Annotated in this window: 9 protein-coding genes; 6 read left to right on the top strand and 3 right to left on the bottom strand. The window is 58.3% G+C overall.

Annotated elements, in window-relative coordinates:
* The 4 genes from F8N12_RS26355 to msrA all read left to right on the top strand — a co-directional run.
* Positions 1 to 992: 2-oxo acid dehydrogenase subunit E2 (locus F8N12_RS26355; RefSeq protein WP_191623224.1), on the top strand; the 992-nt coding region annotated here is incomplete at its 5' end.
* 266 nt (positions 993 to 1258) lie between these two features.
* Positions 1259 to 2653 (top strand): alkaline phosphatase D family protein, encoded by a 1395-nt coding sequence (locus tag F8N12_RS26350; RefSeq protein ID WP_150583001.1) that lies wholly within the window; start codon positions 1259 to 1261, stop codon positions 2651 to 2653.
* Positions 2654 to 2845: 192 nt separating this feature from the next.
* Positions 2846 to 5539 (top strand): putative bifunctional diguanylate cyclase/phosphodiesterase, encoded by a 2694-nt coding sequence (locus tag F8N12_RS26345; protein ID WP_150583000.1) that lies wholly within the window; start codon positions 2846 to 2848, stop codon positions 5537 to 5539.
* Between the two features lie 112 nt (positions 5540 to 5651).
* Entirely contained in the window at positions 5652 to 6299 is a 648-nt protein-coding gene (gene msrA / locus F8N12_RS26340; RefSeq protein WP_150582999.1) for a peptide-methionine (S)-S-oxide reductase MsrA, read from the top strand.
* A 92-nt stretch (positions 6300 to 6391) separates the two neighbouring features.
* Here the strand turns inward: msrA and F8N12_RS26335 are convergent, their stop codons facing one another.
* Together F8N12_RS26335 and putP are read right to left on the bottom strand one after the other, a co-directional pair.
* Positions 6392 to 7228, bottom strand: a complete 837-nt coding sequence (locus F8N12_RS26335) for a 23S rRNA (adenine(2030)-N(6))-methyltransferase RlmJ (protein WP_150582998.1) — start codon at positions 7226 to 7228, stop codon at positions 6392 to 6394.
* Between the two features lie 212 nt (positions 7229 to 7440).
* A complete protein-coding gene (gene putP / locus F8N12_RS26330) occupies positions 7441 to 8925 on the bottom strand; it encodes a sodium/proline symporter PutP (RefSeq protein WP_150582997.1) in 1485 nt (494 codons plus the stop codon).
* Positions 8926 to 9386: 461 nt separating this feature from the next.
* Between putP and putA the strand changes: the two genes are divergently transcribed.
* A complete protein-coding gene (gene putA / locus F8N12_RS26325; protein WP_150582996.1) occupies positions 9387 to 13337 on the top strand; it encodes a trifunctional transcriptional regulator/proline dehydrogenase/L-glutamate gamma-semialdehyde dehydrogenase in 3951 nt (1316 codons plus the stop codon).
* Positions 13338 to 13517: 180 nt separating this feature from the next.
* The gene (locus F8N12_RS26320; RefSeq protein ID WP_150582995.1) at positions 13518 to 15320 is read left to right on the top strand and encodes an acyl-CoA dehydrogenase; all 1803 of its coding nucleotides are present in this window, start codon (positions 13518 to 13520) and stop codon (positions 15318 to 15320) included.
* Positions 15321 to 15443: 123 nt separating this feature from the next.
* Here the strand turns inward: F8N12_RS26320 and F8N12_RS26315 are convergent.
* On the bottom strand, positions 15444 to 16951 hold a 1508-nt coding region (locus tag F8N12_RS26315), incomplete at its 5' end, for a methyl-accepting chemotaxis protein (protein WP_150582994.1).

Here is a 16951-nt window from a genome sequence, read left to right as displayed (position 1 = left end):
CTGCCGCTGCACCTGCACCTGCACCTGCTGCTACGGCACCGGCTGTACCTGCCGCTGCACCAGCCAAGCCGGGCGCCAAGGTTCACGCTGGCCCTGCTGTACGCCAGCTGGCTCGCGAGTTCGGCGTCGAGTTGAACGCCGTCGGCGCCAGTGGCCCGCACGGTCGCATCCTGAAAGAAGACGTGCAGGTTTACGTCAAAGCCATGATGCAAAAGGCCAAGGAAGCACCGGCCGCTGCTGGCGCAACCGGCGGCGCGGGCATCCCGCCGATTCCGGTCGTGGACTTCAGCCGCTTCGGTGAAACCGAAGAGGTGCCGATGACCCGCCTGATGCAGATCGGCGCATCCAGCCTGCACCGCAGCTGGCTGAACATTCCGCACGTGACTCAGTTCGATTCGGCTGATATCACCGACCTGGAAGCGTTCCGTATCGCTCAGAAAGCCGTTGCAGAGAAGGCTGGCGTCAAACTGACCATCCTGCCGCTGCTGCTTAAATCCTGCGCGCACCTGCTCAAGGAACTGCCGGACTTCAACAGTTCGCTGGCCCCAAGCGGCAAGGCAATCATCCGCAAGAAGTACGTGAACATCGGCTTTGCGGTCGACACCCCTGAAGGCCTGCTGGTACCGGTCATCAAGAACGTCGATCAGAAGAGCCTGTTGCAACTGGCAGCCGAAGCCGCTGCGCTGGCCGCGAAAGCCCGCGACAAGAAGCTCACCGCTGACGACATGCAAGGCGCCTGTTTTACCATTTCCAGTCTCGGGCACATTGGCGGTACCGGCTTCACGCCGATCGTCAACGCGCCGGAAGTGGCGATTCTCGGCGTTTCCAAGGCAACCATCCAACCAGTCTGGGACGGCAAAGCCTTCCAGCCGAAACTGATGCTGCCACTGTCGCTTTCCTACGATCACCGCGTGATCAACGGCGCTGCGGCTGCACGTTTCACCAAGCGCCTGAGCGACCTGCTGGCCGACATCCGCACCATCCTGTTGTAACAGCGACCGGCCCTCCTTCACTGGAGGGCCTGTTGCAATCCACGTTTTCCGAGCGCCACGCTCGTACCTCAACCCCGTCAACCTGGCGGGGCTTTTTTTTGCCTGCTTTTTATAACAGTGAAACTGTTTCCTACTTTTGTAGCTAACATCACCTACAACCCGTATCCATTTCGGCTCGGTTTTTTTCAGGGTTCAATACTTAGGCTTGGTCAAGTTTTCAAGACAAGTAAACCCTGAAATCAACCAGACTTCGAATGGACTCGATCATGCTTAAACCTACCGTCGGACCAATCACTGGCCACACCACCTCTGAGCACGCACGTATTTTTCTGCGCGGCGAACATCAACAAAACGCCGTGACATTTGCGGGCATTCGTTATCGGCGAGTTCATGAAGAGCAGTGGACGAAAAGCATTTTTACACAACTGTCTTCCTCGCGGGATATGACTGACGTCATTGCATTAAATGGTCTTGCGGCCAATACGCAATATGAATACCAGGCTGGCTGGTTCAGCCTCATGAACCCGACGCACACGGTAGATTCGGTGCAGGAACTGCCGCTGCAATGGCCAAAGGAGATTTACCGATTTCGCACACTGTCGGACCAACTCGAAGCTCCAAGGGCTTATATCGTAGGTTCTTGCCGGTACTTGCGGATGACTGCCGGGATCGCTTCGGCGCCGCATGTAGGAGACCGTATTTTTGCGTCGATCAATAAGTTGGCACAGCGTGCAGAACCTGCCATCAGCGCAATAATAATGACCGGTGATCAAATATACGTCGACGACTTGAATATTATTGCGCCCGACCGTGAACTTAAAGACATACTAAGAAAATATCGTACAGCCTTCTCTCAGCCACATATAAGCAAGTTGATGTCGGGCGTATCCACTTACATGATACTGGACGACCATGAAATTGAAGATAACTGGCCTGCCAACAAGAATGACAATGATGAGTTCCTGTACAAAAATGCAATTGCCGCTTATGAACTCTACCAAGCCAGTCACAGTCCGGCGCATGCGCTATTGGCCGATGGCAAAATCAATGTGAATCTGGAACGTTATTGGTACCAGTTTGCCCATGGCGATATCGAATGGTTTGTCACCGACAGCCGCACTCGCAGAAATCTGTCAGCGGATAACCGGCGCATCCTCGACGTAGAACAAGAGCTAGCCCTGTGCGAATGGCTGATCAACAGCCCGGCGCGGGTAAAATTGGTGGTTACCAGTGTCATGTTCTACCCCGACAGCAAAAGCCAGGGCGATGACGCCTGGAAGGCTTTTCCCGAACAACGCCTGCGGCTGCTGGAAACCATCCGTACGCACCAGCTCAAAAACGTCTTCTTCATCTCTGGCGATGTGCATGGCTCCCTTACCAGTCGACTGACCCACAGTGAAGACCCGCAGTTTGAGGTGCACACCATCGTGTCGTCGCCCCTGTGCAACAGCAAAATGCTGCCATACGCCAAGGCATCGACATTCATTCTGGACCAGCCCTTGGCCAGAACTGCGGCGGGCGATTACCGACATGAATTGACCAGCCCGGTGATCAGCCAGGATAACTTCGCCCACTTGGTGGTTGATGCCGAGCAGATGCACGTCAATTACCACGATCGCGACTGCAAATTACTGCAGTCGACAGCGATAACGCTTCGATAATTTTTCCGCTGAAACCATTAGTTTGAGCCGCGCACTGGAGAATTCCCTTCGCCTGCCGACATATTCTTATAGCACTTGGCCTTCATGTCTCTTGTCAGTCGGTATTGCAATGATGCAACCTTGCCGCAGACAACAGAAAAGAGGGCGAGAGCCCGGCGCGATCAGCATAAATCGAAGCGAGTTTCCCTCCCTATGAAAAGCCAACCTGATGCCACCAGCCGTATGGTGGCCGAGGTAGTGACGCAATTGCCCGTGCCCTCGCGGCTCGGCATGCTGCGTTTCGAACGGCTGAATGAACCTAGCTGGGCGCTGCTGTTTCTCGATCCCAATTGCGAGCGCCAGTTCGGCTTGCCGGCCGTTGAGCTCTGTGCACTGATCGGCTCGCCCTACGCCAGCCTGATGGAGCCTGAAGCGCGCTATCAACTTCACGACGCTGTCCAGCAGCAACTGACGCAAAGCCCGCACTATCTGATTCGCTATACCCTGCACACAGCAGCCGGGTCGTTGAGCCTGCTAGAAGTTGGCGAAGGTTACCGCCAACACAATCGGCACCTGTTGCGCGGCTATTTGATGGTTATTGATGGAGTACTGGAGGGCGAGCCGCTGGCTGCCGCGCTCGATCTCGAGACCCAGAATTCGCGCCTGCAGATCGCCCTCGAGCTCAATCAGCGTGCGCAGCAGGAACAGTTGCTGCATCTGGATCGCGTGCGCGCGCAGCAGGATCTGATCCTGCTGCTGACTCGCCAGCGCTACAGCAGCGGCAACTCCTTGCAGGAAGCCGCCAAACTGATCACTCGCAGCGCCTGCGACATTTACAAAATCGATTGCGCCAGCCTTTGGAATCTCGATGGTTCGATGCTGGTGCCGATATCGGCGTACCATCGCGCCTCGGGCGAATATCTGATGCCCGAACCGATTGACGTCAGTAGCTTCCCTGATTATCTCGAAGCGCTACAGAGCAGCCGCGCGATCGACGCGCACAATGCACTGCACGATCCGCGCACCCGAAGCATGGCTGAAAGTCTGCGACCTTGCGACGTGAACGCCATGCTCGACGCCAGCATCCGCGTCGATGGGCAAGTGGTCGGCGTGTTGTGCCTGGAACAGATCGGCGCCACCCGAGCCTGGCAATCCGACGAAATTGCCTTTGCGGGTGAGCTCGCCGACCAGTTTGCTCAAGTCATCAACAACCATAACCGCCGCACCGCCACCAGCGCTCTGCACTTGTTCCAGCGCGCCGTGGAACAAAGCGCCAACGCCTTTTTGCTGGTCAATTGCGACGGCGTAGTCGAATACGTCAACCCCAGTTTCACGGCGATCACGCAGTACACCACCGAAGAAGTCCACGGCCAGCGGCTGTCGGAACTACCGGCTCTGGAGAACCTCAGCGAACTCCTGTTCGACGCCCCTTCGGCATTGGCCAAGAGCAACAGCTGGCAGGGCGAATTCAAAAGCCGGCGGAAAAACCTCGAACCGTACTGGGGCCAGTTGTCGATTTCCAAGGTCTATGGTGATAACCGCGAGCTGACGCATTACATCGGCATCTACGAAGACATCACTCAGACCAAACTCGCGCAACAGCGTATCGAACGTTTGGCCTACACGGACAACCTGACCAACCTCGGCAATCGCCCCTCGTTCATTCGCAACCTCGATGAACGCTTTGCTCGCGACACTGATACCCCGATCTGCCTGTTGCTGGTGGACATCGACAATTTCAAGCGCATCAACGACAGCCTCGGCCATCAGACCGGCGACAAACTGCTGATCAGCCTCGCCCGACGCCTGCGCAACAGCCTGAGCCCGAGCGGCAGCCTGGCACGTTTCGCCAGTAACGAATTCGCGGTACTGCTGGACAACACTGACCTGGCGGAAGGTCAGCGCATTGCCAATCAATTGCTGGCGACGCTCGACAAGCCGATGTTCGTCGACAACCAACTGATCAGCGTGACCGGTTCCGTCGGGCTTTCCTGTGCGCCGCTGCACGGCCGCGATCCGCAGACCTTGATGCGTAACGCCGGCCTCGCGCTGCACAGGGCCAAGGCCAACGGCAAACATCAGGTTCAGGTGTTCACCGAAGCGTTGAACGCGGAGGCCAGTTACAAACTCTTTGTCGAGAACAACTTGCGGCGTGCCCTGACTCAAAACGAGCTGGACGTGTTCTACCAGCCCAAGTTGTGCCTGCGCAGCGGCCGATTGCTGGGGATGGAAGCACTGCTGCGCTGGAATCATCCGGAAAAAGGCATGATCCGCCCGGACCAGTTCATCAGCGTCGCCGAAGAAACCGGGCTGATCATCCCGATCGGCAAATGGATTGCGCGCCAGGCTTGTCGGATGAGCAAAGAACTGTCCGCCGCAGGCCTGGGCGATCTTCAGGTCGCGATCAACCTGTCACCGAAACAGTTTTCCGACCCGGACCTTGTCGCTTCGATTGCCAATATTCTCAAGGAAGAAGCGCTGCCAGGCCGGCTGCTTGAGCTGGAGCTGACTGAAGGGCTGTTACTGGAAGCCACTGAAGACACGCACTTGCAGCTCGACCAGCTCAAGCGCCTCGGGCTGACGCTTGCCATGGATGACTTTGGCACCGGTTACTCGTCGCTCAGCTACCTGAAAAAATTCCCGATCGACATCATCAAGATTGATCGAAGCTTCATCCACGAAATCCCGGACAACCAAGACGATATGGAGATCACTTCAGCCGTGATCGCCATGGCCCACAACCTGAAACTCAAAGTCGTGGCTGAAGGGATCGAGACAGCCGAGCAGTTGGCCTTCCTGCGCCGTCACCGCTGCGATGTGGGCCAAGGCTACCTGTTCGACCGTCCGATACCGGGTTCTGAGCTGATCGAAAAGCTCAAGCGCTACCCGCGCGGCCCGCTCGCCTGACAGCACACTGTGGCGCCACAGTTCGCTCCTACAGGAGTAGTGCGTAACCGGCCGGCATTGGGCAAACTGCGTGTCTGACAATTCACATTCAACCTGACTGAGGAGACTGATAATGGTCCTGCGCTCGGAAATTCTGGTGAACAAAAACGTGCTCCCGACTAAAGAACAAGCTTTGCCGGGCCGCGAAACTCCGATGTCTTTGCCGGAAAAACATTTCGTCCACGACGCACCGCTGCTGGGCCCATTCGTTACTGATGTGGATTTCGCGATCTTCGGACTCGGCTGCTTTTGGGGCGCAGAACGCAAGTTCTGGCAGCGCGAAGGCGTAGTCAGCACGGTCGTGGGTTACGCGGGCGGCTTTACGCCGAACCCGACGTATGAAGAAGTCTGCTCAGGCCTGACCGGCCACAGCGAAGTGGTACTGGTGGTCTACGAGCCAGCGAAAGTCAGCTATGACGAGCTGCTGAAAATGTTTTGGGAATTGCACAACCCGACCCAGGGCATGCGCCAGGGCAATGACATAGGCACTCAGTACCGCTCGGTGATCTACGCGACAAATCCGACCCAACTGCAAGCGGCCAAACACAGTGCCCAAGTGTTCCAGACTGAGTTGACCAAGGCTGGCAAAGGGGAAATCACCACCGAAATCGAAGAAGCGCCGACGGTGTATTTCGCTGAGACGTATCACCAGCAGTATCTGGCAAAAAATCCGGAAGGGTATTGCGGGATTGGCGGCACAGGCGTGACTTGCCCGATCTAAAAATAGCGGCAAGCGGCAAGCTTCAAGCTGCAAGCGAAATGCCTCGCGTACTTCGCTTTTACTTGTAGCTTGCCGCTTGCAACTTGCCGCTGCTACTCGGCAATTAACCAATCCATCTGCCAGCCACCCTGAGTCTGCCCAAGTTTCTTCGACAACCACGGCAGCAACTCACGCAACTCCTCTTCCAGCCCCCACGGCGGATTCGCAATCGCCAATCCCGAGCCGTTCAAGCTGTTCGGCGTGTCCAGCGGATGCACCAGCAACTCCACTCGTAACAACTTCGGCGCGCCCGTGCCGGCCAGGTCCTGGTAGAAACGACGCAACATGCGCTGATCCTTCACCGGGTACCAGATCGCTGCCACGGTTTGACGCATCCGCCCGATCGCCTCTTTCAGCGACGCCGCACAGCGTTGCATCTCATCCAGCTGCTCAAACGGCGGATCAATCAACATCACCGCCCGCTTCTCCTGGATCGGCAACATCGCACGCGGCACATGCCAGCCCTCGCCCAGATGTACCTTCACACGACGGTCACCGGCCATGTTTTCCTTGAGCAACAACCCGTCTTGCGGATGTTTCTCGTTAAGCATCACCCGATCCTGCGGTCGAGTCAGACGCCGCGCCAATTCCGGCGATCCCGGGTAATAACGAAGTTGGCCATCCGGGTTCATGTCGTGCAGAACCTTCATGTAATCAGCGGTCAACGCCGGCAGGTCGGGTTGATCCCACAAACGCCCAATGCCTTCCAGGTACTCACCGGTACGACTGGCCTGATCGCCCTGCAGGTCATACAGACCAATACCGGCGTGCGTGTCGAGATAGGCAAACGGCTGCTCCTTGCGCGACATCAAGGCGATGAGGCGGGTCAGAGTCAGGTGTTTGAACACATCGGCGTGATTGCCGGCGTGGAAGGCGTGACGATAATTCATGATTGCTCCTGCGAAGGCCGGTGAGTTTACCTTGTACGGCGACGAACGTCAGGGGGTGGCGGCTGAGTGGCGGGGGCCGCCGCGATCCCCAAGCGACCGCAAAACCGTACGCCGCACATCCAATCCGGAGAAGCCAAAAAAAACGGCCCGTCTCCAGATGGAAACGGACCGTTTTGCGGTTCAGCAAACGCTCAAAGCATCAGCACCGCATTTCACTTGTTCAGGCGGTAATCAGCCTCGGCCGCCTCAAAACGCTGAAGCATGCCTTGAGTCGGCGCGCCCATTTTGCTGACGAAGTAGATCGCCAGGCTGGCGAAGATGAAGCCCGGGATGATTTCGTACAAACCGAGCAGCTCGAAGTGTTTCCACACGATCACGGTGATCGCGCCCACCAGGATGCCTGCCAGTGCGCCGTTACGGGTCATGTCTTTCCAGATCACGGAAATCAGCACGACCGGACCGAACGCAGCACCGAAACCAGCCCAGGCATAGCTGACCAGACCCAGTACGCGGTTTTCCGGGTTAGCGGCCAGCGCGATGGCGATCAAGGCTACCAGCAGCACCATCAAGCGGCCAACCCAGACCAGTTCAACCTGGGAGGCGGTTTTGCGGATGAAGGCTTTGTAAAAGTCTTCAGTCAGGGCGCTCGAGCACACCAGCAACTGGCAGCTCAAGGTGCTCATGACCGCAGCCAGAATGGCCGACAGCAACACACCGGCAACCCATGGGTTGAACAGAAGCTTGGCCAGTTCGATGAACACGCGCTCAGGGTTTTCAGTCACGGGACCTGCAACTTCCGGGTGGGCCGAGAAGTAAGCGATACCGAAGAAACCTACAGCCACGGTGCCGACCAGGCACAGGATCATCCAGGCCATGGAGATGCGACGTGCCTTGGCAATCGATTTCACCGAATCAGCAGCCATGAAGCGCGCCAGGATATGCGGCTGGCCGAAGTAGCCCAGACCCCAGCCCATCAGCGAAATGATGCCGATGAAGGTTGTGCCCTTGAGCATGTCGAAATTGCTTGGATCCTGTGCTTCGATCGCCAGGAACGTGGTGTCGACGCCACCGGTGGCCAGCAGGACGATGATCGGCGTCAGAATCAGCGCGAAAATCATCAACGTAGCTTGTACGGTGTCGGTCCAGCTCACGGCCAGGAATCCGCCGATAAAGGTGTAGGCAATCGTCGCCGCAGCACCGGCCCACAACGCAGTCCCGTAGGACATGCCAAAGGTGCTTTCGAACAGACGAGCGCCAGCAACGATGCCGGAGGCGCAATAGATGGTGAAGAACACCAGGATCACGACTGCAGAGATAATCCGCAGCAGGCCGCTGTTATCTTCGAATCGGCTGGAAAAATAATCCGGCAGGGTCAATGCATCGCCATTGTGCTCGGTCTGCACGCGCAGACGCCCGGCGACGAACAGCCAGTTCAGGTAAGCACCGACGATCAGGCCGATGGCGATCCAGCTTTCGGACAGACCGGACATGTAAATGGCGCCCGGCAGGCCCATCAACAACCAGCCACTCATGTCGGAGGCGCCGGCGGACAATGCAGTCACCACGCTGCCCAGGCTGCGACCGCCCAGAATGTAGTCGGAAAGGTTGTTGGTGGAGCGATAGGCCATCAAGCCGATCAGCACCATTGCTGCGATGTAGATCACGAAGGTGATCAAGGTTGGATTGCTAACGCTCATTGAGTTACGCCCTGGCTTTGTTTTTATGTAGCGGCGGTATTTGTAAACCGCTCGCAAACGATGACGTTTGACAGACGATTATAGACCCACGCATTTATGACTGATGTTTCCCCAGGAAAGCCATCAGCCGGTGCACCAGACTTCGGAGTCGGTTGCACCTTGGCCGCGAATGCTATTCAACAAAGCAAATAAGGTGCAACCAGTTTCTCGAGAATAAGTTGCACCTAATGAAAAATATCGGACAAACGCGCTTTTTTGCTCCCTTTTAGCGCAGTTAATGGGCTCTGCTAGAAGCAAAAGCACCAAGCAGGAGCGGTACTTTCGTTCCGGAATTTATTTCCTGACGAGTTGCAGATAAATCCGACAAAAAAGGGTTGCACCCGGTTGCACCTCGAAGTGGGCGCAGCTAATCTTGCCGCCAGCTGATGCCACGCAGTCGTGGCAAACATGAGGATAAAAATATGGCTACCACCACTCTTGGGGTCAAACTTGACGACCCGACCCGCGAGCGCCTCAAAGCCGCCGCGACCTCGATAGATCGCACGCCGCACTGGCTGATCAAACAGGCGATTTTCAATTACCTGGAGAAACTCGAGGGTGGTGCAACCCTGACCGAGCTGAACGGTTTAACCAAGGACGCCGACGATCACGTCGATGCGCCGCTGGATCACGCCCACCAGTGCTTCCTCGAATTCGCCGAAAGCATCCTGCCGCAATCGGTACTGCGTGCTTCCATCACGGCCGCTTACCGTCGCCCCGAGCCGGAAGTGGTGCCGATGCTGATCGAGCAGGCGCGCCTGCCAGCGGCCATGGCTGAAGCCACTAACAAGCTGGCTGCTTCGATTGCCGAAAAACTTCGCAATCAGAAAAGCGCCGGCGGCCGTGCCGGCATTGTTCAGGGCCTGTTGCAGGAATTTTCCCTGTCGTCCCAGGAAGGCGTGGCGCTGATGTGCCTGGCTGAAGCGCTGCTGCGTATCCCGGACAAAGGCACCCGTGATGCCCTGATCCGCGACAAGATCAGCACTGGTAACTGGCATCCGCACCTGGGCAACAGCCCATCGCTGTTCGTCAACGCTGCCACTTGGGGCTTGTTGCTGACCGGCAAACTGGTCGCCACCCACAACGAAGCCGGCCTGACTTCGTCGCTGAGCCGGATCATCGGCAAGAGCGGCGAGCCGATGATCCGCAAGGGCGTCGACATGGCCATGCGCCTGATGGGCGAGCAATTCGTCACCGGCGAAACCATCGCCGAAGCCCTGGCCAATGCGAGCAAGTTCGAAGCCAAGGGCTTCCGCTATTCCTACGACATGCTGGGTGAAGCGGCACTCACCGAGCACGACGCGCAGAAGTACCTCGCTTCGTACGAACAAGCCATTCACTCGATCGGTAAAGCGTCCCACGGCCGTGGGATTTATGAAGGCCCGGGCATTTCCATCAAGCTGTCGGCACTGCACCCGCGTTACAGCCGTGCGCAGTACGAGCGTGTGATGGAAGAGTTGTACCCGCGCCTGCTGTCGCTGACCTTGCTGGCCAAGCAATATGACATCGGCCTGAACATCGACGCTGAAGAGGCCGATCGTCTCGAGCTGTCGCTGGATCTGCTGGAGCGCCTGTGCTTCGAACCGCAGTTAACCGGCTGGAACGGTATCGGTTTCGTCATCCAGGCTTACCAGAAGCGTTGCCCGTATGTGATCGACTACGTGATCGATCTGGCTCGCCGCAGCCGTCATCGCCTGATGATTCGTCTGGTGAAGGGCGCGTACTGGGACAGCGAAATCAAACGCGCCCAGGTTGAAGGTCTGGAAGGCTATCCGGTCTACACCCGCAAGGTGTACACCGACGTTTCCTATATCGCATGCGCGCGCAAATTGCTGTCGGTACCGGAAGTCATCTACCCGCAGTTCGCTACGCACAACGCCCACACCCTGTCGGCGATTTACCACATCGCCGGTCAGAACTATTACCCGGGTCAGTACGAGTTTCAGTGCCTGCACGGCATGGGCGAACCGCTCTATGAACAGGTTGTAGGCAAAGTTTCCGAAGGCAAGCTGAATCGTCCGTGCCGCGTGTACGCACCGGTCGGCACTCACGAAACCCTGCTGGCGTACCTGGTGCGTCGCCTGCTGGAAAACGGCGCGAACACCTCGTTCGTCAACCGCATTGCCGACCAGTCCATTTCCATTCAGGAACTGGTGGCCGATCCAGTGGCCAGCATCGAGCAGATGGCGACGCTGGAAGGCGGCTTCGGCCTGCCGCACCCGCGTATCCCGCTGCCGCGTGATCTTTATGGCGCCGAGCGCGCCAACTCCAGCGGCATCGACATGGCCAACGAACATCGTCTGGCCTCGCTGTCCTGTGCTTTGCTGGCAACCGCTCATAACGACTGGAAAGCGGCGCCGATGCTCGGTTGCGCTTCCAGCACCGAAACACCTGCAGCTGTGTTGAACCCGTCCGATCTGCGTGACGTGGTCGGCCATGTCCAGGAAGCGACCGTCGAGGATGTCGACAACGCGATCCAGTGCGCCCTGAATGCCGCGCCGATCTGGCAGGCCACCCCGCCCGCTGAACGTGCGGCGATCCTCGAGCGTGCTGCCGACTTGATGGAAGGCGAGATTCAGCCGCTGATGGGCCTGTTGGCTCGCGAAGCCGGCAAGACTTTCGCCAATGCCATCGCCGAAGTGCGCGAAGCCGTGGATTTCCTGCGTTATTACGCAGTGCAGGCTCGTAACGATTTCACTAATGACGCCCACCGCCCACTGGGTCCGGTGGTGTGCATCAGCCCATGGAACTTCCCGCTGGCAATCTTTAGCGGCCAAGTGGCTGCGGCATTGGCTGCCGGTAACCCGGTATTGGCCAAACCTGCTGAACAAACCCCGCTGGTCGCTGCACAAGCCGTACGTTTACTGCTGGAAGCGGGCATTCCGGAGGGCGTGCTGCAATTACTGCCGGGCCGTGGCGAAACCGTGGGTGCACGTCTGGTCGGCGACGATCGAGTCAAGGGCGTGATGTTTACCGGATCCACCGAAGTCGCTCGCTTGCTGCAACGCAACGTCGCCGGTCGTCTGGATGCACAGGGTCGCCCAATTCCGCTGATCGCCGAAACCGGTGGCCAGAACGCAATGATCGTGGATTCCTCGGCGCTGACCGAACAAGTCGTGATCGACGTGGTGTCGTCGGCTTTCGACAGCGCCGGTCAGCGTTGCTCGGCACTGCGCGTCCTCTGTTTGCAGGAAGATTCGGCAGACCGTGTCATCGAAATGCTCAAAGGTGCCATGGCTGAATGCCGCCTCGGCAACCCTGAGCGGCTGTCCGTGGACATCGGCCCGGTAATCGACGCCGAAGCCAAGGCGGGCATCGAGAAGCACATCCAGGCGATGCGCGACAAAGGTCGCAATGTGTATCAGGTGGCTATCGCCGATTCCGACGAGGTCAAACGCGGCACCTTCGTCATGCCGACGCTGATCGAGCTGGAAAGCTTTGATGAGTTGCAGCGCGAAATTTTCGGTCCGGTGCTTCACGTGGTTCGTTACAAACGCAAAGACATCGACCAGTTGATCGGCCAGATCAATGCGTCGGGCTACGGTTTGACCCTGGGCGTGCACACCCGCATCGACGAGACCATCGCCAAGGTGATCGACAACGTCAATGCCGGTAACGTCTACGTGAACCGCAACATCGTCGGCGCTGTGGTGGGCGTGCAACCGTTCGGCGGCGAAGGTTTGTCGGGTACCGGGCCGAAAGCCGGCGGTCCGTTGTATCTGTACCGTCTGTTGTCGACGCGGCCTACCGATGCGATCGAACAATCCTTCGCTCGCGGTGATGCAATCGCGGCACCGGACGTTCGTCTGCGCGATGCCATGAGCAAACCGCTGACCGCATTAAAAGCGTGGGCCGACAGCCACAAACTGACTGAACTGAGCGCCCTGTGCGTGCAGTTCGCCGCACAGTCGCAGAGCGGGATCACTCGTCAGTTGGCGGGCCCGACCGGCGAGCGCAACAGCTACGCTATCCTGCCGCGCGAACACGTGTTGTGCCTGGCCGACGTTGAAGGCGATTTGTTGACCCAACTGGCGGCGGTCCTGGCCGTCGGCGGTTCGGCCGTGTGGCCGGAGACTGAGCTGACCAAGGCCGTGTTCGCTCGTTTGCCGAAGGACGTTCAATCGAAGATCAAGCGGGTCGCCGACTGGAGCAAGGACGAAGTGGTGTTCGATGCAGTCCTGCACCACGGCCACTCCGACCAGCTGCGCGCAACGTGCCAGCAAGTGGCCAAGCGTGCTGGCGCCATTGTTGGCGTTCACGGGTTGTCACAGGGCGAGACCAACATTGCACTGGAGCGTCTGGTGATCGAGCGGGCGTTGAGCGTTAACACCGCTGCGGCGGGTGGTAATGCCAGCTTGATGACAATCGGTTAAAAATAGCTGCAAGTTTCAAGCTACAAGCCGCAAGTAAAGGCAGTTGCGATTCCCGCGAACCGCCTTCACTGGTAGCTTGAAGCTTGAAGCTTGTGCCGCCCCATCACCCCCATCTATCTTCCTTCCACATTTCGACAAGTCTTCCTAGACTGCGGCATACTTTTTTACAGGTAGGCCGCCATGTCCGAGACGTTGCTCAGTTCCCGCAATCTGGCTTTCGAGCTGTACGAAGTCCTCGATGCCGAAGGTCTGACTCAGCGTGAGCGTTTCGCCGAGCACAATCGCGAAACGTTCGATGCCGCGATCGGCACCGCCCGCAGCATCGCCGAAAAGTTCTTCGCCCCGCACAATCGCAAGAACGACGAGAACGAGCCGCGTTATGAAAACGGTCAGGCGATTCTGATTCCGGAAGTGAAACCGGCGGTGGATGCCTTCCTCGAAGCCGGTTTCCTCAACGCCGCGCGCAGTTTCGACGCTGGCGGCATGCAGCTTCCTACGCTGTTATCGCAAGCCTGTTTCGCACATTTCCAATCGGCCAACGCAGCCTCGACGTCGTACCCGTTCCTGACCATGGGCGCGGCCAATCTGATCGAAAGCTTCGGTACTGACGAGCAGAAGCAACGCTTCCTGCAACCGATGATCGACGGCCGCTTTTTCGGCACCATGGCGCTGACCGAACCGCATGCCGGTTCGTCGTTGTCGGATATTCGTACACGTGCGGAGCCTGCGTCCGACGGCACCTATCGACTCAAGGGCAACAAGATCTTCATCTCCGGCGGTGATCACCCGCTGTCAGAGAACATCGTGCACATGGTCCTCGCCAAACTTCCGGATGCGCCGGCCGGGGTGAAAGGTATTTCACTGTTCATCGTGCCGAAATTCCTCGTCAACGATGACGGCAGCCTGGGTGAGCGCAACGACGTATTGCTGGCAGGGCTTTTCCACAAGATGGGGTGGCGCGGCACCACCTCCACCGCGCTGAATTTCGGCGATAACGGGCAGTGCGTCGGCTATCTGGTGGGCAAGCCGCATCAGGGCTTGAGCTACATGTTTCAGATGATGAACGAAGCGCGCATTGGCGTCGGCATGGGTGCGGTGATGCTCGGTTATGCCGGTTACCTGTATTCGCTGGAATACGCGCGCGAACGTCCGCAGGGGCGAGTGCCGGACAGCAAGGATCCAAATACCGCGCCGGTGGCGATCATCCAGCACGCCGACGTCAAGCGCATGCTGTTGACCCAGAAAGCCTATGTCGAAGGCTCGTTCGACCTGGGGCTGTACGCGGCTCGACTGTTCGACGACACAACGACCCTTGAAACTGAAGCCGAACGCAAACACGCTCACGAGCTGCTGGATTTGCTCACGCCGATCGTCAAATCATGGCCGTCGGAGTTCTGCCTCAAGGCCAATGAGCTGGCGATCCAGATTCTTGGGGGCCACGGCTACACCCGCGAATATCCGGTAGAGCAATATTACCGCGACAACCGCTTGAACCCGATTCACGAAGGCACGCACGGCATTCAATCCCTGGACTTGCTGGGCCGCAAGCTGGCGCAGAACGGCGGTGCGGGGCTCAAGCAGTTGATTCGATTGTTGGCCGATACAGCCGAACGCGCGCAGGCGTACGAATCATTGACGGCACTGCGCGAACCGCTGGAGAAACTGGTCGCGCGTCTGCAGACGGTGACCATCGGATTACTGACGGATTTAGGGCAGGGCAAGGTCAATAGCAGCCTGGCAAATTCGGCGCTGTATCTGAAGGTGTTTGGACATACGGTGATCGGCTGGCGCTGGCTGGAACAGGCGATCCGCGCTGAGGAAGGGTTAGCGAACGGCAATGCGGCGGATGTGAGCTTCTATAAGGGCAAGCTGCAGGCGGCGCGGTATTTCCTGACGTGGGAAATACCGGGTTGCCACCATGAACTGGCGATTCTCGAGGCGCGGGATGATGTGTGTCTCGGGATGCAGGATGAGTGGTTTTGATCTGACATAGATTTGCGTGAGGGCCACAAATAGGATCGCAGCCTCGTTTCACTCGACAGCTCCTACAGAGGATCCGCTTGAACCTGTAGGAGCTGTCGAGTGAAACGAGGCTGCGATTTTTTTTTAGCTCAACTTGAATCCACCCATCTGCCGCGCCAGATCATCGGCCAAGCGCTGCAACATCTGACAATCCTCACGACAAGCCCTGACCTCTCCCGCCGTCGCCCGCGCCAGATCGGAAATCCCCTGGACGTTGCGGTTGATCTCTTCCGTGACCGCCGACTGTTCTTCCGTCGCAGTCGCCACCTGATGATTCATGTCGCTGATTCGCTCGACCTGCCCGGTGATCGCGGTCAGCGAGGCGCCGGTACGCTGGCTCGACTCCACGCCGGTACCCGTCGCCGCTTGCCCGGTGTGCATCGACGACACCGCATTCTCCGCGCCTTGCTTGAGGCTGCCGATCATCTGTTGAATCTCGTCGGTGGACGACTGCGTACGGCGTGCAAGCGTGCGCACTTCATCGGCGACCACGGCGAACCCGCGCCCCATGTCCCCGGCGCGTGCCGCTTCGATAGCGGCGTTCAATGCCAGAAGGTTGGTCTGCTCGGAAATCCCGCGGATCACCGCCAGGACTTGATCGATAGACGCCACCTGATTCGCCAACTCGCCCACCGCACTGGCGGCAAGGCCGATCTCGTCGGACATGCTTTCGATATGCCGGATCGAGCCGCTGACCACTTCGCGCGCCTGCATCGCTTCATCGCGGGCGGTTTGCGAAGCGAACGCCGCATTGCCGGCGTTCTGCGCGATTTCCTGCACGGTCAAGCCCATCTCATGAACAGCGGTGGCGACCATATCGGTCATTTCCTGCTGACGCCCGGAACGCTCGGCGGTGTTATCGACCACCTTCGCCACCTGGCTGACTGCTGTGCGCAAACGCTCGCTGGTGGTGAGCACTTCCCCGATCATTTCGCGCTGGCTGTCGAGGAATCGGTTGAAGCCGCGTGCGAGGTCTCCCAACTCATCGGCGCGACTGGAATCTAACCTGTGAGTCAAATCTCCACCACCGCTACCGATGTCTACCAGCGCCGCTGTTACCTGACGGATCGGCCGCACCAGGCCACGGGCCAGTACCACCACCAAGAGAAGACAAACCAGCGCCACTGCCAGGCCGATAAAGCTGCTCATCCACATCGCTTTACGGGCTTCGGCGTAGATCTGCGACTGCGGCACTTCGGCCACCAGGGTCCAGCCGAGGTCACGCAATGGAAGGCTCAACGCCAGAAAGTCTTCGCCATCGCGGATGAAGCTGCTGTTGGTGGCAACTTTTTGACCCATGACGGACTGCGCTGCCGACGCGCCAATTTGCTCTGCGAGCGTGCGTTTACCGCTGAATTGCGATTCCGGATGAACCTGGATCAGACCGTCGGAACGCACGAGATAGACCTTGCCACGCTCACCGAAACTGTAATTGTGGATCAGTTCCGACAGTTCTTTCATGCTCAGGCCCAGCCCGGCAACGCCTACGACCTTGCCCGCCTGTTCAACCTTGAAGTCGATGAAAAGCGCCAATTCTCCGGTGGCGGCATCGTTGTCTATATTAATCGTGCGCGGCTGATTGCTGTCGAGGA

It is taken from the genome of Pseudomonas fluorescens (genome assembly GCF_902497625.1).
In the GTDB taxonomy this organism is placed as follows: Bacteria; Pseudomonadota; Gammaproteobacteria; order Pseudomonadales; family Pseudomonadaceae; genus Aquipseudomonas; species Aquipseudomonas fluorescens_BQ.
The sequence above is the reverse complement of the archived record's forward strand: the minus strand, read 5'-3'. Positions and strand labels throughout refer to the sequence as shown.

Coding starts and splice junctions, on each gene's coding strand:
- F8N12_RS26350 (WP_150583001.1), top strand. CDS start 1,259: ATGCTTAAACCTACCGTCGGACCAATCACTGGCCACACCACCTCTGAG.
- F8N12_RS26345 (WP_150583000.1), top strand. CDS start 2,846: ATGAAAAGCCAACCTGATGCCACCAGCCGTATGGTGGCCGAGGTAGTG.
- msrA (WP_150582999.1), top strand. CDS start 5,652: ATGGTCCTGCGCTCGGAAATTCTGGTGAACAAAAACGTGCTCCCGACT.
- F8N12_RS26335 (WP_150582998.1), bottom strand. CDS start 7,228: ATGAATTATCGTCACGCCTTCCACGCCGGCAATCACGCCGATGTGTTC.
- putP (WP_150582997.1), bottom strand. CDS start 8,925: ATGAGCGTTAGCAATCCAACCTTGATCACCTTCGTGATCTACATCGCA.
- putA (WP_150582996.1), top strand. CDS start 9,387: ATGGCTACCACCACTCTTGGGGTCAAACTTGACGACCCGACCCGCGAG.
- F8N12_RS26320 (WP_150582995.1), top strand. CDS start 13,518: ATGTCCGAGACGTTGCTCAGTTCCCGCAATCTGGCTTTCGAGCTGTAC.